We start from the raw sequence: 20,018 nt of genomic DNA, 5'->3' as shown, positions 1-20,018 counted from the left end.
ATGGTGTTATATCAACACTTTTTGCGACATTTTTTCAATACTATCGATCATTGTCTACTTTGTTTTATCGCCTTCAAATAACCCACCTTGCTAAATCTTTATACCTCTAAAGAGGTATTTTAATTACTTTGTTTTCAATAAGATGCGCAACATTGGTGCGACTTGTTGCACTTTGGCTGCGCAATATTCGATTACTTTCCTAAGTAAATATATAAAAAACCTTTAATTTCAATCCGGTATAAATTTGGCACGCTAGTTGCGATATTAAATGCAATTATTGTAGCGAGAAGATAGGTGTAGGAATGACGGATATTCAATCAAGTTGTGCATATTGTGGTGTTGGCTGTGGATTAACCATCAGCCAAAATTCAACACACACACTTGGTGAAACCGGCTTAGGGTTGACGTTGCAAGGCGACAATGTTCACCCTGCTAACTTTGGTCAGCTATGCGCTAAAGGTGAACGTTTATTAGAAAGCCTAAACCAGCCCAACACATTGCGCTACCCTAAGTTACGCTCAGGTAAACCACTCGATTGGGATGCAGCTACACAATTAATTGCAGATACATTTCAGCAAACCATTGATCAATATGGTTCAGATTCAGTGGCCTTTTATTTATCAGGTCAGTTACTCACCGAAGATTATTATGTTGCCAACAAGTTTGCTAAAGGTTTTTTAAAAACCGCTAATGTCGATACTAATTCACGCCTGTGTATGTCTTCAGCAGTGAGTGCAATGCAACGTGCATTTGGTGAGGATGTGGTGCCAGGTTGTTATCAAGATTTTGAACACGCCCAAGTGATTGTATTAATTGGTGCTAATACCGCATGGACCCATCCGGTTTTATTTCAGCGCATTTTAGCTGCAAAAAAGAACAATGGCGCTAAGCTGGTGGTTATCGACCCTTTATCTACAGCAACAGCTAAACAGGCCGATTTACACTTGGCGATAGCACCAGGTGCTGACTTAGCGTTATTTATTGGCTTGCTGGGTTTTATAGCGGACACCAACACGCTTGAACACAGCTATATTGATGCTCATACCGAAGGTTTTGCTGACGCGATTGGTCAGGCACAACAGATCAGTGCAGATCTGCACATGCTTGCCGACTCTGTAGGGATAGCTTATACGGTCTTGATTGAGTTTTATCAACTTTTTAGCCAGCATGAACAAGTTATTACGGCTAGCTGCCAAGGGGTTAACCAGTCAGTCAATGGTACCGATATTACTAATGCAATGATTAACTGTCATCTTGCGTTAGGTCAAATAGGCCAGGTTGGAGCCGGATTCTTTTCGCTGACCGGACAGCCTAATGCCATGGGCGGGCGAGAAGTAGGTGGTTTGGCTACTCAATTAGCCTGTCATATGGGATTTGCTGATAGTGAGCAGGCGTTACTGGCTGACTTTTGGCAATGTAATACAGTGGCCAAACAAAAAGGCTTAGCCGCTGTCGATATGTTTGATGCATTAGCCGATGGTAAGATAAAAGCTATTTGGATCATGGGCACTAACCCAGTGGTATCGCTACCTAACAGCGCTAAAATTGCCAAAGCACTAGCCGATTGTCCGTTTGTGGTGGTGTCTGAAGTGAGCCCTGACTCTGATACAGCTAAGCTGGCAGATATATTACTTCCTGCCCAAGGCTGGTCTGAAAAGTGTGGCACAGTCACTAATAGCGAGCGCACTATTACCCGCCAACGCAGCTTTATCACTGCCAAAGGTCAGGCAAAACCTGATTGGTGGGCGGTGAGCCAAGTGGCGATTAAAATGGGCTTTAACGGCTTTGATTTCGAACATAACGCCGCTGTATTTAGCGAATTTGCATTACTCAGTGCCAAAGTGAAACAGGCTTTTCCAGATAAACACTTTAATCTTGCCGGACTCGCTGGATTAACGAAAACTCAATATGATGATTTAGTGCCAACACAGTGGCCAGTCGCAAGCATTGAACAAATAGGTCAGCAACATCAGCGTGTGTTTTCAAATGGTCAGTTTTCTACTATCAGCGGTAAAGCACAGTTTATTACGCCTGCGAACGTATCAACTCACTTAGCCAAAGGGCAATCAGTGAATGGTGTTGATAGTATTGAGTCAAGTACCCCCGCGTTATTGCTCAACAGTGGTCGCAGCCGAGATCAGTGGCATACCATGACACGAACAGGTCATATTGCAAGTCTGAGGGCAAGAGTGCCAGAACCTGTGATCCATTTACATCCAAAACAACTGGGTTTATTTAATCTAGTGGAAGGTGGGTTAGCCCGTATTCAAGCGGAACAAAAAACAGAATCAAAGCCCCGAGCTTTTACAATGGCTCGAGTGGTCGCAGATAAAGACATGCCAGTCGATGTCGCCTCTATGTCTATGCACTGGTCAAAGCAGTTTTCACTGACTCAGGGAGTTAACCAAGTTGTTGACAGCCGAGTGGACCCTATTTCACAGCAACCTGGATTTAAGTGCCAAGCTGTCACTTTATCGCCGGTGGCGTTAGCCCTACAAGGGGTGGTATTTGGCATTCATGACAAAGCGGCCGCAGGCCTTTGTTGGCAAGTGGCTCAAACGTTAATCAATGGTATTTGTCATCATATTGGTTTTGAAAACCAACAAGATGGTTTTGCATATCAAGCCACGCCCCATTCATTAAAGTGGACCTTAACGCGAGTTAGTCAATCTGGGCATCAGCTGTTGCACATTCAATGCAATATCCAAAAAGGGCAGTTAATTGCGTTGAAACTGTTATCTGACAAACCGGTGAATGTGGCATTAGAACCTATGGGCGCATTTATTGGTAAAACCTTAAATAGTCAGCTATTAAGCCAACTTCATCAACAGATTAAAGCTGGAAATAGCCCATTAATTTGTGCCTGTACAGGCATGACTGAAGCTGATATCGGCGATGAAATTAATCTGCAGTTTAATCAGCAAGTATTTAACCAAGGTTTGACTAACCTTAGTTTTGAACAGGCTTTAGATGCGACGCCAATCCACATTAGGTTGTGGTCGACAATGTGGCAGTTGCCAAAGTGAAGTTAACCAGTGCGCCGCCGCGCATTGGGCTGAAGCACTTACTTATACCGATATTTACAGTGACCCAGATACCGAGCATGAACAAACCAATCCAGCAAAAGAGGATGTTGCCTAATGAATAATGTCGAAGCCATGATTAAAAATACCCATCAGACACTTAGCGCAGATCAAACTTTTCACCGCGGTGAAGTCGCTATTGTTGGCGCAGGCTGTGGTCAATTAGATTTAATGACAATTAAAGCCGCACGCATTGTGGCACAAGCAGATGCATTAGTGTACGACAGTTTGGTCAGTAGCGATATTTTGACCTTAGTGAATGCCCAATGCCAACGTCATTTTGTGGGAAAACGTTGTGGCCAGCCCAGTACTCAGCAAGATGATATTAATGCTTTGTTACTGACGTTAGCTCAGCAAGGATTAAAAGTGGTGCGCTTAAAAGGTGGCGACCCACATATATTTGGCCGCGGCGCAGAAGAAGCGCTTTATTTGGCTAATTATGGAGTGCGATCGCAGTTTTTTGCCGGGGTTACCGCCGCTTTGGGCAGCGCGGCTAGTACAGGTATTCCACTGACTTTTCGAGGTGTCGCGCGCAGTGTCACTTTAATTACCGGCACTAAAATGACCGATGCCGATAATGCCACTGCGCCAACACAATGGCAGGCGTTACTCGCGGCGCAATCTACCTTAGTTTTCTATATGGGCAAAGAGCAAGCAGTAGGAATTTCACATGGGTTAATTGACGCTAAGTGCGCAGTAAATCTGCCGGTTGCTTTTGTGACTAATGGCGGTCGTCCCAATCAATTAGTCACTTATTCAACCGCCGGTAATATGGGACACGATGCATTAACCATTAAAAATTCAGGGCCAACGCTAATTATTATCGGTGAAGTGGTCAGTGTCGGGTTGCAGTTGTCGCAGTTACTCGCAGACATTGACGATAACACCCAGCATTCATTCCCCCAAAGCGAATCATTAGAGGTGTTATATGCCTAAAATTGGACCGCTTGAACTCACCTCGGTTGAAGATTTTGATTTTCGATTGTTGATCAAAGCGCTTGGCAAGGGCGAAAAAGGCTCACGCAGTTTAACGTTTGCCGAAGCCAGTTTATTCATTCAAGGTTTTGCTAATGGCAAAGTCACGAAAGCCCAAATGGCCAGTGCTATGATGCTAATGCGGGTGCGAGGCGAAACCGTGGCCGAGGTTGCAGGTGTTGTCGCTGGGCTTAAACACACCATTAATCCTGCTTGGGAGGAATTAAACGTTGATATTGACTGGCCAGTTTATGCCGGAAAGCGTGAGCAGTTACCTTGGTTACTGCTGGTGGCTAAGCTTCTAGCCAGCAAAGGGTGGCGAGTTATGTTACACGGTGATAGTCAGGCATTGCCCCATCGTCGACATGTTGAGTCTTGTATTCAAGCATTAGATATTGCGCAGTGTCGCACCGCAGAAAAAGCACAACAGGTATTAGATGAAAGCGGCATAGTGTATGTGTCTGCAGGTGATTTAGCCCCTGTGTTAGATGATTGCCGTTTATTGCACCAAGAACTGGGCTTAAGAAGCATTATTCAAACTGCATCTCGTTGCATGAACCCGAGTCATGCTTCTTTAAGTTTACGCAGTTTTTTTCACCCTGGGCTTGATGAATTGCATCAAAAAGTCGCAGAGACATTGTTTACCGAAGGTGTTTATCAACCTGGTGTTATCGGTATTTTTAAAGGCTTGCAAGGCGAAACAGAAATAAATCCGCGTGTAACAACGGATGTTAGAGTGGTTAATGGTTCCGGCGGAAGTGTCCAATTTAGTGCATTTGAGCTACCAACATTGTTGGAGGGCTTTTCTGGTGCAAAAGTGGGCCAAGCTGAACTGTCTGCTGAAGTGCTTGCGCAACTTTGGCGCACAGATAACATCAAAGAATTAAGCTCGCGCCACAATAATGAGTCCTCATCTTATCTTACACAACCAATGACGCTAATGTCAGACGCAATGCTGGAGCAGGCATTAAGCAGTGTGCAAGCTACACTGTGTTTGGTATTGAGTTTAGATAATGTTTTACAAGGTAACAATATTGCCCTAGCTAACAAGGTTTTTCAAAGTCAGCAGTGGTGGGCTGGGCGATTAATGCCGATTAGAGCGTCCAATTGCGATAAAGAAATGTCTAACTTATCTCAACCTTTATTACCAACACCACTATTACCAAAGTCTCCATTACCTAAATCGTTCACCGAAGCGGCTTTAAACACTAAGGAGAAATCATGCACAGTGTAATTTTATCTGATGCCAGTTTTGCTGTGCTTCACAGTGCTGCACAGCGCTTGGCCGAATATCAAAGTGTTTTATCTTCGCTTGGTAGAGTGAGTCTGCTGACTTCAATAAGTGCGGTTGAAACACTGTCTGAAAATGTTGATTTACTGTTGGTACTAACAGACACACTAAATGGGCAAATAGATGGCTTTATTCAGCGCATGTTAATGAATAAACCCACTGCCACTATTGTGAATGTTAACCAATGGCAAGCTCAACAATTGGAGGGATTGCTGGCTTGTGGTCGACTGACTTTTGTTCCCGATGTTATGGCGGCAAGTCGCTTACTGAGCTTAGTGGATTTGGCTAAGGTGCGATTAAGTGCAGCCAATAAAAGTATTGCTGAGTTCAAAAAGTTAGATGATGAAATCAAAGGGCTAAAGCTATTGAGTCAAGCGAAACTGATAGTGATGCAGCAAGGCTTTGATGAGGCTAAAGCACACCAAATTATTCAGCAACAAGCAATGAAAAAAGGCTTAAGTGTATGTCAAATGTCAGCCCAAATTATTGCAGTAATGACAGCGGGTCAGACTACAGAAAATGTCGGTATATCTGTTATGCCACAAAGCTGTGCGCCTCATTATGGTGCGGTTGCGCTGAATACAGACGTAGCGGCAATCAGTATAAGTAAGTGACTAATAGTAAGTCATTGTTTTAAATTGGTAAAACTTTTTAGTTAATGGTGTCAGTGTTGGCATGTAGTCTGCAATACTTGTATCAGTAAAGGTTTACATTAAAAATTGGGTTTTATGATGGCAAAGGCGCCAACTTCTTAAACGGAGTTGGCGCCTTTTGTTTTTAATAAACCAAGGCATGAAGGAGCCGCATATGGCAGTCGCAAAATCTAAGTTAGTTGTCGTGGGTAATGGCATGGTTGGTCATCATTTTATTGAACAATTGTGCAGCCTGGGGCTGAATAAACAATTTGATGTACATGTCTTTGGTGAAGAGCCTCGCCCGGCATATGACCGGGTGCAATTATCCAAGTATTTTGAAACCGGCACAGCCGACTCTCTTATGTTAACCAGTGCGCAAGATTATGCTGATCGGGGAATTAATTTACACCTTAATACGCAAATTACCGCCATTGATATTGCCACTAAAACACTCACCAGCGCGAAAGGTGAGCAATATCAATATGACCGTTTAGTGCTGTCGACAGGCTCGTTTCCATTCGTGCCACCGATCAAAGGCAACGACCGTCAGCAATGTCTGGTTTATCGTACCATTGAAGACCTACAAGATATTCAAGCCGCAGCCAACAACAGTAAAGTAGGCGTGGTCGTCGGTGGTGGCTTATTGGGGCTTGAAGCGGCCAATGCCATGATGCAGTTGGGGGTAAAAACCCATGTTGTTGAGTTTGCACTGCAATTGATGCCGGTTCAGCTTAACGACAAAGCCGGCGATTTGTTATGCAGCAAAATTAAGCAACTCGGGGTGAGTGTTCATACCTCTAAAGCGACTACGGCAATTATTGATGGTGAAACCGCGTTACATCGAATGACGTTCAGTGATGAGTCATATTTAGAAGCGGATATGATCGTGTTTTCTGCCGGTATTCGTCCACAGGATGCACTGGCTAGAGTGTCCAACATTAACATTGGTGAGCGCGGCGGCATTGAAATTGACGATTACTGTTTAACCTCGGCACCTGATGTTTATGCCATTGGTGAGTGCGCTTTATGGCAACAAAAAATATTTGGCTTAGTCGCGCCGGGTTATCAAATGGCGCGTGTTGCGGCATCGCATATCGCCGCATCGGTATCTATTTTTGAACCTAAAAATAAAGCCGCTAGCTTTACCGGCGCCGATATGAGCACCAAACTAAAATTGCTGGGTGTAGATGTTGCCGCAATTGGCGCCAGCCGTGGTTTTGATAATGCACAGTTTGTCGAGCTATCTGATAATCAAGCGGGTATTTACAAAAAACTCTGGTTAGATGAAACCGGCAAATTTTTAAAGGGCGCCGTGCTGGTGGGCGATAATAGCGACTACAGTCGTTTATTAGAGGCTTATTTATCGCAGGATGAAATTATCGGCTCTGCGGTTGAGTTGTTATTAGCGGGCGCAGAATCTGAAGCAGATTTAAAAGACACTTCAATAGTGTGTTCCTGCCATCAGGTGACCAAAGGCGATATTGTCGATGCAGTGAAAGCCGGCAATCATAAAATGGCTGAAATCAAATCATGTACTCGCGCCGCATCGGGTTGTGGTGGCTGTGCACCTATGGTGCAAAAAATTATTGACCAAACATTACAAGCGCAAGGGCTAGATTTTAATGCCGGAATTTGTGCTCATTTTGATCATGACCGTCAAGCCTTGTATCACCTTTGTCAGGTAGAAGGCATTAATGATTTTGATACATTAATGACCTTGCATGGCAAACCTTCACCCCAAGGTCACACCTATGGATGTGATATTTGTAAGCCTGCAGCAGCATCCATTTTTGCCAGTTTACAAAATCAATATGTACTAAACCAAGACAATAGCCATGTGCAATTACAAGACACTAATGATGCGTTTTTAGGTAATCTGCAAAAAGACGGCTCTTATTCAATTGTGCCGCGCATTGCTGGCGGTGAAATTACCCCTGCCAAACTTATCGCTATGGGGCAAATCGCGCAAGATTATGACCTATACACCAAAATTACCGGCGGCCAACGTATCGATATGTTCGGTGCGCAGTTATCGCAATTACCTGAAATTTGGCAAAAACTGATTGATGCAGGTTTTGAAACCGGTCATGCGTACGGCAAATCTTTGCGCACGGTTAAATCTTGCGTTGGCAACACATGGTGCCGTTACGGCGTGCAAGACGCGATTGGCTTAGCGATTGACTTAGAAAATCGCTACAAAGGCTTACGCAGTCCTCATAAATTAAAATTTGCAGTATCTGGTTGTACCCGTGAGTGTGCAGAAGCACAAAGTAAAGACATTGGTGTAATAGCAACTGACAAGGGTTGGAATTTATATGTCGCCGGTAATGGCGGTATGCGCCCGCGACATGGTGATTTATTTGCAACCGATTTAAGCACAGCAGAGCTATACCAATATATCGATCGAGTTTTGATGTTCTACGTAAAAACAGCCGATAAATTACAACGTACTTCAACGTGGATGGACTCGTTAGAAGGTGGTTTAGGCTACTTAAAGTCGGTGGTTATTGATGATGCACTAGGTCTTAACACTGAGCTTGAAAAACAAATGGACAGCATTGTCGCCTCTTACCAATGTGAGTGGAAAACCAGTCTTGAGCAGCCATCATTTCTAAACCGCTTTAGTGAATTTGTTAACCCGGCAGATGCCCCTAAAGCGGACACTTCAGCCTATCAACGCATACGGGAACAGCGCTTTCCCGCCATTAAGGATGCAGGGGCTGGCACTATTGCTATTCGTGATATTACAGATGAACAAACAAACAATACTGTAGAGGAGGTCGTAGCATGAGTTGGGTAAATATTTGTGATGAAACCAGTCTGCCCCAAGGTTCTGGGGTCGCTGCATGGGTAGGGGGTAATGCGGTTGCCATTTTTAACCTAGGTAAAGATGGCTTATTCGCATTAGACAATGTTGACCCAGCATCAGGCGTTAGCTTACTGGCTAGAGGATTGATTTGCGAAATGGAAGGTGAACTTTGCGTGGCCTCGCCGCTTTATAAGCAGCATTACAACCTGGTGACAGGGGTTTGCATTGAAGATACCAATTTGGTGGCCAGTCCATTTGAAGTCAAAACCGAGCAGGGCAAAGTCTTTGTTCTCGCCAAAGAATTAGGAGTTTAATATGAGCGCAGAAAAATTTAACTTGTTTTCATTTACGGGCAAAATGAAAGTATTGCACTTGAGCTGGATGGCCTTCTTTATCACGTTTGTAGTGTGGTTTAACGCCGCGCCTTTAGTGAGCGTAATAGCAGACAGTTTGGGCTTAACGAAAGATCAAATCAAAACCCTATTAATTTTGAACGTGGCGTTAACCATTCCGGCGCGAGTGATTATCGGCATGGTGACTGATAAATATGGTCCAAAGTTAACCTATTCAGCGTTATTAGCCATTTGTTCTATTCCGTGTTTTATGTTCGCGGTAGCAGATACTTTTGAGCAGTTAGCCTTAGCACGTTTTTTAATTGGCTTTATCGGTGCAGGCTTTGTGATTGGTATTAGGGTAGTAAGTGAGTGGTTTCCCGCTAAAGAGCTGGGCACCGCTGAAGGCATATATGGCGGCTGGGGTAACTTTGGCTCTGCGGCGGCGGCCTTTACATTACCAGCTGTTGCGTTAGCTTTTGGTGGTGAAAATGGTTGGCGTTATGCTATCGCCTTTACCGGGTTAATGAGTTTGGCATTCTCTTTTGTGTATTATTTTAATATTACCGATACACCTAAAGGGTCAACTTATTTTAAACCCAAAAAAGGCGGCGGCTTAGAAGTCACCAGCAAAGGGGATTTTGTGTTATTGATTATCATGAAAATCCCTATGTATGCCACGCTTGCTTTACTGGGGTGGAAGCTATCTCCAGCAGGCGTCAGCATGTTTACCCAAGACATCACTAACCTCATTTATGGCGCATTAGTTGTAATATTTATTATTGACTATTACCAGACCTATCAAGTCAATAAGCATATTTTTAGCAGCGAAGTGCCAGAGTTTGAACGTTATGAATTCAAGCAAGTGGCGGTGCTGAATGTGTTGTACTTCACCACATTTGGCTCAGAGCTTGCGGTCGTGTCTATGTTGCCATTATTTTTTGCTGAAACCTTTGGTTTAGGTATGGCGCAAGCGGGTATGGTAGCGTCAAGTTATGCCTTTATGAACTTAATGTCTCGCCCAGGTGGCGGTTGGTTAAGTGATAAGTTTGGCCGTAAAGTCACCTTACTGATTTTAACTGCAGGACTAGCGATTGGATATTTCTCGGTGGCGCAAATTGATTCAAGCTGGAATTTGCCTGTGGCGGTAGTGGTGGTGATGGTTTGCTCGTTCTTTGTTCAAGGTGGTGAAGGTGCAGTGTTTGCCGCAGTTCCATTAATTAAGCGCCGTTTAACCGGGCAAATAGCTGGAATGACAGGGGCTTATGGCAACGTTGGCGCGGTATTTTTTCTAACGGTTTACTCTGTGGTATCGACGCAAATGTTCTTCTATGTTATTGCGGTAAGTGCCATATTTGGCTTTATCACCTTACTATTTATGAGTGAGCCTAAGGGCCATATTGCCGAGGTGAATGAGCAAGGTGAAGTCACTTTAATCAGTGTTAGCTAATGGCCAAAAGTGTAACCTGTTTAGCTCGCCGTGAGTCTATTTAACCTCATCGGCGAGTTTTGTGCTTATTGATGTGAATGTACTTTTTTGCTTTTATTTTAGTGACATCGTTTTTGTCATGCTAGTAAATCACGCCAGCCAATCAAGTATGAGAATAACGACCGCGACAGATTTTACAATGCTTGGCTTTAAATAAGGTGCAGGGTAAGACGATATGATCAAACAAAGCGCTGAACCACCGACGCAACAGACGTTAGTATCGCCATCAGAAGTGTTGGTAACATCAGCAACATCAGCAAGCAATCAAGAGCCAGATAACACTGTGTTGATGTGTTCCGATGCAGAGCAACTTCATATCCATGTAGGTCAAGCGTCAGACAAAGGGATTAAAGCGGCTAATGAAGATGCAATTGGCATTCGTATTCCATCGGGATTAATGCTGACCACTAAAGGTATTGTCACGGTTATTAGTGATGGCGTAAGCACCGCAGAAGGCGGCGCACAGGCATCAGCCATCAGTGTCAGTAATTTTATTAGTGATTATTATTCCACGCCTGACACCTGGAGTGTGCAAACCTCAAGTAATAAAGTGCTAACAGCATTAAACCGTTGGTTATATGGGTTAGGGCAAGATTATCGAGATGCTCGCCGAGGTTTTGTGTGCACCTTTTCTGCACTGATATTCAAATCGTGTACCGCTCATATGCTGCATGTCGGAGATTCTCGAGTGTATCGACTGCGAGCCAGTGAGCTGGTTAAACTCAGTCGCGATCACAGTACCAGCGTCAGTGAGACCCAGCATTATTTGACCCGAGCACTAGGGATGGACGTTAAGTTAGAGGTCGACTATAAAGCCATTTCGTTACAGGTTGGGGATGTGTTTTTACTGACCACAGACGGCATTCATGATGTACTCACTGACTATGAAATTAATCAATACCTAAATAAACACATTAGCCTGCACCCGCAATTATTAGATGAACAATGTGAGCAGTTTTGTCACCAGTTAATGGCAAAAGCACTCAGCGCGGGAAGCAAAGATAATGTCAGTGCGCAGCTGTTGTGCATCGACCGTTTGCCCAATCAAGAAATCGATGACGTTTATCAACGGCTGGCCAGCAAACCTTTTCCACCGCCAATGGATATAGGGATGAAACTTGATGGATATCAAGTGACCCATATTATCCATCAGTCGCAACGCAGCCAGGTTTATCGGGTAATAAATAGCGAGGGTAAAGCTTTTTGCATGAAAACCCCTTCGGTCAATTACCTTGATGATGCCGCCTATATTGAGCGATTCATGTTAGAAAGCTGGGTGGGTAATCGCATCAATAATAACTATGTGGTTAAAATAGCCGAACAAAATAGACCCAAATCCGCACTGTACTATTTAACCGAATTTTTAGATGGTGTGAGTTTGTCACAGTGGTTAGTACAGCATAGAAAAGCCTCGGTAGAAGAGGTGTTGCGGCTGGTTAAGCAGATGGAACTTGGCATTAGAGCCTTTCATCGGCGTGAGACACTACATCAAGATTTAAAGCCAGATAATATTTTTATTACCCGCCAGGGTGGGGTAAAAATAATTGATTTTGGCTCATGCTTTATTAAAGGTATTGCTGAAATTAGCACGCCATTAGTGCGCGATAATATCTTGGGTACTGCAGATTACACAGCACCAGAAGTGATATTAGGTTATCAGTCAGATGGCCGAGCAGACTTGTTTTCGTTAGCGGTAATCGCCTTTGAAATGCTTGCCGGTGAATTGCCGTTTAAAGGTCAGCTATGCAAATGTCACAAGCGAAATGATTTTTTAAAACTAACTTATGTCAGTGTACATAAATTGAATCCTATGGTGCCAGAATGGATGGATTCGGTCCTCAAAAAAGCCATGAGTATTGAACCCAGCTTTAGGCAAGCCGATACCTGTGAATTTATCCATCAAATAAATACCCCTCAAATACATAAAATTACCAAAGCTAGGGTACCTTTTATCGAAAAAGATCCACTCAAGTTCTGGCAAATAGTATCAATTATGCTGTTTCTGTCATTGCTTGCGTCTTTGTTTAGCAAATTTTTATAGTAATAAAGAGGGGTGAACCTATTTAAGTTAATGATAGCTCTAGCTGTTATTTATTATTTTTTAACTTTATCAATGATTTACGATTTAGTTTGTTGGTTTTTTGATAGCGTTAGATGTTTAAATATAAACAAAAGTGACAATTCTACTCTTTTGGCTAATATTTAATGTAATACTAATTTGTTACTTTAGTGCTTTAGCGTTTCATCTAGACTGATGAAACTGCACTGTATGTTAATCAGTTTACAAGGAGAGTTAAATAATGTTTAAAGTAGCCAACTGGATGCTGGTATCACGCTCGCATTTATTAATGGATTTATTGACAGTAAGATGGCCACAAGAGTTTTTAGTTAAATTAACCTGTGCACAGCCAGGTAACATGGCCGATTTTCTTGCGGTGCAGAAATGCAGTTTAGTTGTTTTTGATTTGTCGACTATAGATTTACAACAAACTTACCAATTACAACGAGTGATTGAACGGGAGTTAACTGAAACGAAAACCGTGTTTATCAATTTTCCTAAGCAAGTTGATGCAAGATTTTTAATAAACCCTAAGACTACATTAGGCGTTTTTTATACTGATGCAACATTAACCAATTTAGGTAAAGGGCTTGAAAGTATTTTAAAAGGCCAAAGTGTTATTCCTGCTGATTTACGTGTTGATTCCGACAATGTAGACAATGAAAATGATATTGATAACCTCACCATCAGAGAGCGTGAAGTATTACAGGCATTATTATCTGGCAATACTAACCTTGATATAGCCAATAAATTATTTGTCAGTGAATCAACTATTAAGACCCATTTGTACCGCGCATTTAGAAAAATTGGGGTATCAAGCCGCGGTCAAGCAATTGCATGGGCTCAAACTCATGTTCACGAGGTGATGGTTTAGGGATAACTTAACTAATGACGGATTTAATTAGCCTAGAAGATATCGCATACAATACGATACCTTCTAGGGCTAAGCTTAAATACGGCTCTTTAATCAGTTCGCGCTAATATTTAAGCGCTAAGTTATTTTATCTATTGAGATAACCATAGTTTGACTAAATTTTTATCTTTAATCTTTAGCATCACAGTATCTTTTACAGCAGCTTGAATTATTAAGTCACCTTGCATTAATTCATCGCGTCTAAACCAATGCAGTTTAATCGACTCATTAATAGGGTAGTGTTGCAGTTGTTGCTCAAATTGACCATTTACTTGTAAATTATCAGCGGCTATTAATAAGTCGCCAGCACTTAAACCTGCCTGATGAGCTGGACTATCCTGGGTTACGGTAAGTATTTTTAACCCTAAGCTTTCTGCCTTAATGCGGGCACCAAATCCAATTTTGAATCCCTTGGCTTTACTGCCGCCTGTATCACTGCTGCCTTCACTGCTTCGCAGGCTCATTTCAACGCCCACTTTAGCGAGTAAATCAGCTAACGGCAGATCATCTGTGTTATAGATAAAGCTGAAAAGGTCATCACAATTACGCTTTAATAATGATTCAACAATGCGTTGATGGCTTTTGTTATCGGTGCCTTTTTCGGTTAAACCATACTCTTGCCATAAAATGCGCATCACATCATCAAGGCTTTTACTGCCCTGGGTTTCAAGTCTTAACGTTAAGTCTAACAGTAATGCAAATAGCGCCCCTTTAGTGTAATAACTGACAATAGCATTGGCGGCATTTTCATCTTGTTTATAAAACTTTGTCCACGCATTAAAGCTTGATGAAGCTAAACTTTGTTTAAAGCGGCCTTGACCACGATAAACCCGAGTCATGGTTTCACTTAATAAGGTTAAATAGCTTTCTTGATCGATACAGCCACTGCGATAAGTGATTAAGTCATCAAAGTAAGAGGTAATACCTTCATAAGCCCATAATTGCTCAGTGTAGCTTTCTTGGGATAAATCAAACGGGGTAAACTTTGCCGGCTTGATGCGTTTTACATTCCAGCTATGGAAATATTCATGGCTGCAAAGGGATAAATAGGTGCGATAGCCTGTTTCGACTTCACCTTGTTCACTTTTAGGTAAATCATTGCGTGAACACATTAAGGCAGTAGAGGCTTTATGCTCTAAACCACCAAAGCCATTATCTAATACCGTGGTCATAAACACATAGCGTTCAAACGGAGCAGGGGTATCAAAAAAGTGAATTTGGTATTCGCAAATTGCTTTTAAGTCTTGCTTTAAGCGGGCCATATTGGCGCGATGCTTTCCACTTAACACAATATCGTGTGGTACGCCTGCAGCGACAAAAGTATCAATGGTTAAGTCGCCCATTTCAATCGGATGATCAATTAAGTCCTGGTAATTTTCAGCGGTAAACTCGCCAAAACCAAATTGTTCCCCCGCTGCGCGTGTCATGCTGGTGGCCACTTTCCATTGGGCTAAGTCATTCAATGCTGGTGGCGCTATCGTAACCTGTTGAGGGTGATGCTCTAATCCATTAGCAGCGAGAAAAACTGAGCTACCATTAAAAAAGCCATGATTAGTATCAAGGTGAGCTGTACGCACCGATAAGTCCCAGGCATAAATTTGATAACGCAAGGTAATCGTGGTTGATTGATTATCCACTTGCCATGTTTGTTTATCGAGTTGCGTAAAGCCAATCGGCGCATCATTTTCATCAAAAAATTGAATGTCGATGATGTTCTTAGCAAAGTCACGGATCATATAACTGCCCGGTAACCAGGCAGGTAAGCTGAATATTTGATGTGGCTGAGCATTATTCAATGTGGCGGTTACGGCAAATAAATGGGCTTTGGGATCGATGGCATGAATGTGATGATGCATAAAAGGTCCAGTCGCTAAAAACGATAATGAACCCATGCTGCCAAAATTGCCGAGTTTACGCAAACGACTACAATGAAAAAGCATCATTAGCGGTTATATTTATTGAAAAATACTATAAACTTAAGCCTATCCACATTTTGTCATTCAACATGGCTACCGCAAAAAGGACAATCAAATGGCTGAAGAAACCATTTTTAGCAAAATTATTCGTCGTGAAATTCCTGCTGACATTCTTTATCAAGACGATTTGGTTACTGCATTTCGTGATATTTCACCGCAAGCACCGACGCATATTTTGATTATTCCTAACCATCTAATTGCGACTGCAAATGATGTTAAAGCATCGGACGAATTAGCCCTAGGTCGGATGATGACTGTCGCGGCCAAGCTTGCCGATGAAGCAGGCATTGCCGAAGATGGTTATCGGTTGATCATGAACTGCAATAAACATGGTGGCCAGGAAGTGTACCATATTCATCTGCATTTATTAGGTGGTAAGCCGCTTGGACCTATGTTGAGCCGCGGCTAATGAAAATTAATTCTGATTTTTTCCCGTTAACGGAAGTGGCAACCCGATTTGTTAATCAATTAGCCCAGTGTCGTCGATTAGGCTTGTCGGTTAAAGAAGCCAGCGAACACCATGTACTTATTGAACTACCTTATAGTCAAGATATTATCGGTTATCCAGATACAGGTGTTATTCACGGCGGTGTGATCACCACATTGATTGATACAACCTGCGGCACTGCGGTAGTGTGTGCAATTTTAAAAAAATATCAAACCTTAGAAATATCACCCACATTAGATCTACGTGTCGATTATATGAAACCGGCTGAGCCGCACAAAGCTGTGTATGCGTTTGCTGAATGTTATCGATTATCCTCTAGCGTAGCCTTTACCCGTGCAATCGCTTATCAGGACAGCATTGATGAGCCTATCGCCCATGCCGTTGGCACCTTTATGCGTATCAGTCCCGAAATGGTCGGCGAAGAGTTTCGCCAGGCATTAATGGGCAATTTACCGGAGGCCAAACATGACTGAATTTAAAACCTTAGCAACTCAAGGCGATACGCCAGACTCTTCAGCCTCACTGGATGTGAGAGATGTGGTAAAACGTGCGATTGAACTGAATGACTACAGTTATTTACTGGCTAAAGTACCGTATTCACAATTTATTGGTATGTCGGTAGAACGTTTTGGCGACGAAATGGTGTTTAAATTACCCGCTAAGGATGACAATATAGGTAACCCTATATTGCCCGCTATACACGGTGGTGTAATAGCAGGTTTTATGGAAATGTCGGCAATTGTGCAATTAATGGTGTTTATGCAAGCCAAGAAGGTGCCTAAAATTGTCGATTTCTCCATCGACTATTTACGCGCAGGTTTACATCAAGATACCTTTGCAGAATGTAAAATTACTCGCCAGGGACGAAGAGTCGCGAATGTGAGTATTAATTGCTGGCAAACCAATAGAAAGCAGTTAATTGCCACTGCTAGAGCACATTTTTTGATTGAATAAATGAAGAGGCTTTGCAATGAATATCAAAAAGTTAACGGGTTACTTCGTATTATCTGCAAGTTTATTGTTGTCAGCCTGTGCAAATCATACAGCGGGTATTTCAGTTAATTCCCAAGGCGAAGTACGAGTCGATAACAGTACTTTTGGCCGACAAGTGTCAGTGACTAATGTGAATGAGCGCCAGAGCGCAGATTTAATTCAAGCAGCGGCACAAATCAATAGTTTAGTGGCAACAGATTTACGCCTACAGTATAAATTCACCTGGTTTGATGCCAGTGGTTTTACCATTGAAGATGAAGCCACTAGCTGGAAGTCACTTAAGCTACACGGCAAACAACAAATGCAAGTTAATGCGGTTGCCCCTAATGCCACAGCCACTCGGTTTGAGGTGTATATTCGCCAGGCATTTTCAAATTAACCGATAACTTAGCTAAACCGCAGTTTAGCTTTTAAGATGAGTAAAAATCCACGTTTTTTAAGCCAGCATTTGCTGGCTTTATTTTTAGTCAGAAAAAAGTATTAGTTTTGCCTGCTAGCGAGCTAAATTTAAGATATAATCCCCTCCGCCAAGGGGTGTTTTACTGGTTAAATTTTATATTTAATTGAAAAACTGAGATATCAAATGATGAACCCTTAGAACCTGATCCGGCTAATACCGGCGTAGGAATGGGCCACTTCGATCTCATGGATGTGCACTTCTTTATCGCTACTTGCCGGATCTCAAACTTAATATTTGAGGTCCTATGCTTCCTGTAAAAAATATCTTCCCAGTAAAATCATCACTCGCATTAGCTGTTCTTACGGCACTTTATGCAACCAATGGTCTTGCCGCAACTGAATCTATTGAGCGTATCGCACCTGAATCTGAAAAGATGGAAGTGATTGTCGTAAATGCAGATTTCAGCAATATCAGTCTTGATAAAATGCCTTCAAGTGTCACGGTTATCGATGCCCAGCAATTAGAAGATGAAGGCGCGCAGCATTTTGAAGATGTATTAAACTCTATTGCTAACTTTAACTGGTCGGGTGGTAGCTCACGCCCAAAATACTTCCAAATACGCGGAATTGGCGAACAAGAGCAATATCAAGGCGCGCCTAACTCATCGGTTGGTTTTATTGTTGATGATATCGATTTGTCAGGTCTTGGCATGGTGTCAAGCATGTACGATATGCAACAGGTTGAAGTATTACGTGGTCCACAAGGCACACAATACGGCGCCAATGCATTAGCGGGTTTGATCTACCTTAAAAGTAATGACCCAACAGACACGTTTGAAAATGGCGCCAAAGTCAGTTTAGGTGATGATAATCTGCAAACTTTTTCAGGTTTTAGCTCTGGTCCTATCACGGATTCAGGAAAGCTACTTTATCGAGTCTCGCTTGAAAAGCATGATCAGAATGGTTATAGAAACAACAGCTATTTAGGCCGTGATGATACCAATCAACGTGATGAATTGACCACCCGAGCAAAATTACGTTGGTATGCCACCGATGATGTACAGGCAGACTTAACCTTGTTACACGCCAACTATAACAACGGTTATGATGCATGGACATTGGATAATAATGGTTTTGATACCCTAACTGATCAACCGGGTATTGATAATCAAAAAACCACTGGCGCAGGGCTAAAACTGTCGTTCACAGGCGCTAAATATTTTGAATTAACCTCATTAACCTCATTTGCACAAACTGATCATCAACATGGATACGACGGTGACTGGGCTAATCCTGCTTATTGGAGCAGTAAAACCTGTAATGAATATGATGATAACTGGAATGTCACCGGCTCAGCACCTTGTGTTTACGATTATACCTGGAACAAAAAGGGCGATCGTAACACTGTATCGCAGGAGTTTCGCTTCACATCAAACCAGGCAAGTCGTATTTTTAATGACTCAACTGACTGGTTAGTTGGCGTGTATGCCATGAATCTTCAAGAAGACAATGACTTATATTCTGAATATAACACCTGGCCAGATGAAGTACTGCAATCAAGCTATGATGCATCTAATTTCGCGGTATTTGCGCAACTTGATAGTCATTTAGGTGACGATTACTTACTGTCTAGCGGATTGCGCCTTGAGCGCCGCAACAGTGAGTATTCTGATACTAATAATGACAACTTCAAGCCTTCTGAAGACATGTGGGGCGGCCATATAGCCTTGTCTAAATCGCTTAATGCTGCACACAATGCTTATGCGAAAGTCGCGCGTGGCTACAAGGCGGGTGGTTTTAACATGACTTTACCGGCAGAGTTGGCTGATAAAAAACAATTCGATTCTGAAATTTTATATAACTACGAGTTGGGTCTTAAGTCTGTGTGGTTAGCGGGGGCAATTGATACTAACTTTGCGCTTTTCTTTATGGACAGGGAAGAGCAACAAGTTGCAGCATCATTACAAGATCCTGAAAATCCACAACGCTTTGTGTTATTCACTGAAAATGCAGGCAGCTCAAGTAACTATGGCGCCGAACTTGACTTGAATTGGTACGCGACTGAAAATCTGCAAATGTACGGTAGTGTTGGCTGGTTAGAAACAGAATATGGCGATTATAGCTACCAGGATAAAAATGGGACTATTGTTGATTTATCTGGACGCGAATTAGCTCACTCTCCCAACTTTACTTACAGTGCTGGTGTGACTTATCTAGCTGACTCCGGTTGGTTTGCCAATATTAATACTAGTGGTAAAAGTGACTTCTATTATTCAGACAGTAATGACTCTCAATCCGACGCTTATAACATAGTCAATACTCGCCTAGGTTATGAAACACCAACCTGGTCGGCCTATTTGTGGGGGCGTAATGTGTTTGATGAAAACTATGGCGTGCGTGGATTCTACTTTGGTAACGAGCCCGATACAGATTGGGCTGATAAGCAATACATTCGTTACGGTGACCCACGTCAAATTGGCGTAACTTTCGACTATAAATTTATGTAATTTTTCGTGAAGCTCATTTGCATCATATGTTGATATTGGACGTTGTTAAATGAGCTTAACCATTGCGGCGGTATGGTATTTCCAGGCGCCGCAAAATACTATTTTAGGG

16 protein-coding genes and 1 riboswitch are annotated in these 20,018 nt (G+C 42.6%); of the genes, 15 read left to right on the top strand and 1 reads right to left on the bottom strand.

Translation table 11 applies throughout. The annotated features are described in order from the left end of the window. Nucleotides 1–302 precede the first annotated feature (302 nt). The 10 genes from ACRWQN_RS13755 (at nt 303) to ACRWQN_RS13710 (ending at nt 13,547) form a co-directional block, all read left to right on the top strand. A complete protein-coding gene (locus ACRWQN_RS13755; RefSeq protein WP_434938345.1) occupies nt 303–3,026 on the top strand; it encodes a molybdopterin oxidoreductase family protein in 2,724 nt (907 codons plus the stop codon). Beyond that, a complete protein-coding gene (locus tag ACRWQN_RS13750; RefSeq protein WP_434938343.1) occupies nt 2,971–3,141 on the top strand; it encodes a hypothetical protein in 171 nt (56 codons plus the stop codon). The genes ACRWQN_RS13755 and ACRWQN_RS13750 overlap by 56 nt, the downstream gene beginning before the upstream one ends. After that, nucleotides 3,141–4,019: a uroporphyrinogen-III C-methyltransferase gene (gene cobA / locus ACRWQN_RS13745; protein WP_434938342.1), complete on the top strand. Its 879-nt coding sequence runs from the start codon at nt 3,141–3,143 to the stop codon at nt 4,017–4,019. The genes ACRWQN_RS13750 and cobA overlap by 1 nt, the downstream gene beginning before the upstream one ends. Next, a complete protein-coding gene (locus tag ACRWQN_RS13740) occupies nt 4,012–5,292 on the top strand; it encodes a glycosyl transferase (RefSeq protein WP_434938340.1) in 1,281 nt (426 codons plus the stop codon). Before cobA ends, ACRWQN_RS13740 begins: the two co-directional genes overlap by 8 nt. Beyond that, entirely contained in the window at nt 5,280–5,963 is a 684-nt protein-coding gene (locus ACRWQN_RS13735) for an ANTAR domain-containing protein (RefSeq protein WP_434938339.1), read from the top strand. The genes ACRWQN_RS13740 and ACRWQN_RS13735 overlap by 13 nt, the downstream gene beginning before the upstream one ends. Nucleotides 5,964–6,156: 193 nt before the next feature. Then, nucleotides 6,157–8,775, top strand: a complete 2,619-nt coding sequence (gene nirB / locus ACRWQN_RS13730) for a nitrite reductase large subunit NirB (protein ID WP_434938338.1) — start codon at nt 6,157–6,159, stop codon at nt 8,773–8,775. Further along, the gene (gene nirD / locus ACRWQN_RS13725; protein WP_434938337.1) at nt 8,772–9,107 is read left to right on the top strand and encodes a nitrite reductase small subunit NirD; all 336 of its coding nucleotides are present in this window, start codon (nt 8,772–8,774) and stop codon (nt 9,105–9,107) included. The genes nirB and nirD overlap by 4 nt, the downstream gene beginning before the upstream one ends. A gap of 1 nt (nt 9,108) precedes the next feature. After that, nucleotides 9,109–10,575: a NarK family nitrate/nitrite MFS transporter gene (locus ACRWQN_RS13720; RefSeq protein WP_434938335.1), complete on the top strand. Its 1,467-nt coding sequence runs from the start codon at nt 9,109–9,111 to the stop codon at nt 10,573–10,575. Nucleotides 10,576–10,789: 214 nt separating this feature from the next. Beyond that, the gene (locus tag ACRWQN_RS13715) at nt 10,790–12,655 is read left to right on the top strand and encodes a protein kinase domain-containing protein (protein ID WP_434938334.1); all 1,866 of its coding nucleotides are present in this window, start codon (nt 10,790–10,792) and stop codon (nt 12,653–12,655) included. A 259-nt stretch (nt 12,656–12,914) separates the two neighbouring features. Continuing rightward, nucleotides 12,915–13,547, top strand: coding sequence for a LuxR C-terminal-related transcriptional regulator (locus tag ACRWQN_RS13710; protein ID WP_434926570.1), 633 nt, complete (start codon nt 12,915–12,917; stop codon nt 13,545–13,547). A gap of 131 nt (nt 13,548–13,678) precedes the next feature. Here the strand turns inward: ACRWQN_RS13710 and ACRWQN_RS13705 are convergent, their stop codons facing one another. Next, the gene (locus tag ACRWQN_RS13705; protein ID WP_434938333.1) at nt 13,679–15,442 is read right to left on the bottom strand and encodes a M61 family metallopeptidase; all 1,764 of its coding nucleotides are present in this window, start codon (nt 15,440–15,442) and stop codon (nt 13,679–13,681) included. A 175-nt stretch (nt 15,443–15,617) separates the two neighbouring features. Here ACRWQN_RS13705 and hinT point away from each other — a divergent pair, with 175 nt between their 5' ends. From hinT to ACRWQN_RS13680, 5 genes are all read left to right on the top strand, one after another. Beyond that, on the top strand, nt 15,618–15,971 hold the full coding sequence (gene hinT, locus ACRWQN_RS13700) for a purine nucleoside phosphoramidase (protein WP_226414711.1): 354 nt from the start codon (nt 15,618–15,620) through the stop codon (nt 15,969–15,971). After that, a complete protein-coding gene (locus ACRWQN_RS13695) occupies nt 15,971–16,483 on the top strand; it encodes a PaaI family thioesterase (protein ID WP_226414713.1) in 513 nt (170 codons plus the stop codon). The genes hinT and ACRWQN_RS13695 overlap by 1 nt, the downstream gene beginning before the upstream one ends. After that, nucleotides 16,476–16,964 carry a PaaI family thioesterase gene (locus ACRWQN_RS13690; RefSeq protein WP_434938331.1) on the top strand — a complete coding sequence of 163 codons (489 nt, stop codon included), beginning with the start codon at nt 16,476–16,478 and terminating at the stop codon, nt 16,962–16,964. The genes ACRWQN_RS13695 and ACRWQN_RS13690 overlap by 8 nt, the downstream gene beginning before the upstream one ends. 22 nt (nt 16,965–16,986) lie before the next feature. Continuing rightward, entirely contained in the window at nt 16,987–17,382 is a 396-nt protein-coding gene (locus tag ACRWQN_RS13685; protein ID WP_434940663.1) for a YcfL family protein, read from the top strand. Between the two features lie 141 nt (nt 17,383–17,523). Continuing rightward, nucleotides 17,524–17,648, top strand: a riboswitch (TPP riboswitch). A 59-nt stretch (nt 17,649–17,707) separates the two neighbouring features. Next, on the top strand, nt 17,708–19,909 hold the full coding sequence (locus ACRWQN_RS13680; RefSeq protein WP_434938329.1) for a TonB-dependent receptor: 2,202 nt from the start codon (nt 17,708–17,710) through the stop codon (nt 19,907–19,909). Nucleotides 19,910–20,018 lie beyond the last annotated feature (109 nt).

Source organism: Shewanella sp. HL-SH8 (genome assembly GCF_051165765.1).
Taxonomy (GTDB): domain Bacteria; phylum Pseudomonadota; class Gammaproteobacteria; order Enterobacterales; family Shewanellaceae; genus Shewanella; species Shewanella glacialimarina.
Note: the sequence above shows the minus strand (reverse complement) of the source record. Positions and strands in the feature narration are given on the sequence as shown.

Bases quoted from the DNA above. Each gene is read 5' to 3' on its own strand.
- ACRWQN_RS13695 (WP_226414713.1), top strand. From the start codon at position 15,971: ATGAAAATTAATTCTGATTTTTTCCCGTTAACGGAAGTGGCAACCCGA.
- ACRWQN_RS13690 (WP_434938331.1), top strand. From the start codon at position 16,476: ATGACTGAATTTAAAACCTTAGCAACTCAAGGCGATACGCCAGACTCT.
- ACRWQN_RS13735 (WP_434938339.1), top strand. From the start codon at position 5,280: ATGCACAGTGTAATTTTATCTGATGCCAGTTTTGCTGTGCTTCACAGT.
- ACRWQN_RS13705 (WP_434938333.1), bottom strand. From the start codon at position 15,442: ATGCATCATCACATTCATGCCATCGATCCCAAAGCCCATTTATTTGCC.
- cobA (WP_434938342.1), top strand. From the start codon at position 3,141: ATGAATAATGTCGAAGCCATGATTAAAAATACCCATCAGACACTTAGC.
- ACRWQN_RS13750 (WP_434938343.1), top strand. From the start codon at position 2,971: ATGCGACGCCAATCCACATTAGGTTGTGGTCGACAATGTGGCAGTTGC.
- ACRWQN_RS13715 (WP_434938334.1), top strand. From the start codon at position 10,790: ATGATCAAACAAAGCGCTGAACCACCGACGCAACAGACGTTAGTATCG.
- ACRWQN_RS13710 (WP_434926570.1), top strand. From the start codon at position 12,915: ATGTTTAAAGTAGCCAACTGGATGCTGGTATCACGCTCGCATTTATTA.
- nirB (WP_434938338.1), top strand. From the start codon at position 6,157: ATGGCAGTCGCAAAATCTAAGTTAGTTGTCGTGGGTAATGGCATGGTT.
- ACRWQN_RS13720 (WP_434938335.1), top strand. From the start codon at position 9,109: ATGAGCGCAGAAAAATTTAACTTGTTTTCATTTACGGGCAAAATGAAA.
- hinT (WP_226414711.1), top strand. From the start codon at position 15,618: ATGGCTGAAGAAACCATTTTTAGCAAAATTATTCGTCGTGAAATTCCT.
- nirD (WP_434938337.1), top strand. From the start codon at position 8,772: ATGAGTTGGGTAAATATTTGTGATGAAACCAGTCTGCCCCAAGGTTCT.
- ACRWQN_RS13755 (WP_434938345.1), top strand. From the start codon at position 303: ATGACGGATATTCAATCAAGTTGTGCATATTGTGGTGTTGGCTGTGGA.
- ACRWQN_RS13740 (WP_434938340.1), top strand. From the start codon at position 4,012: ATGCCTAAAATTGGACCGCTTGAACTCACCTCGGTTGAAGATTTTGAT.
- ACRWQN_RS13680 (WP_434938329.1), top strand. From the start codon at position 17,708: ATGCTTCCTGTAAAAAATATCTTCCCAGTAAAATCATCACTCGCATTA.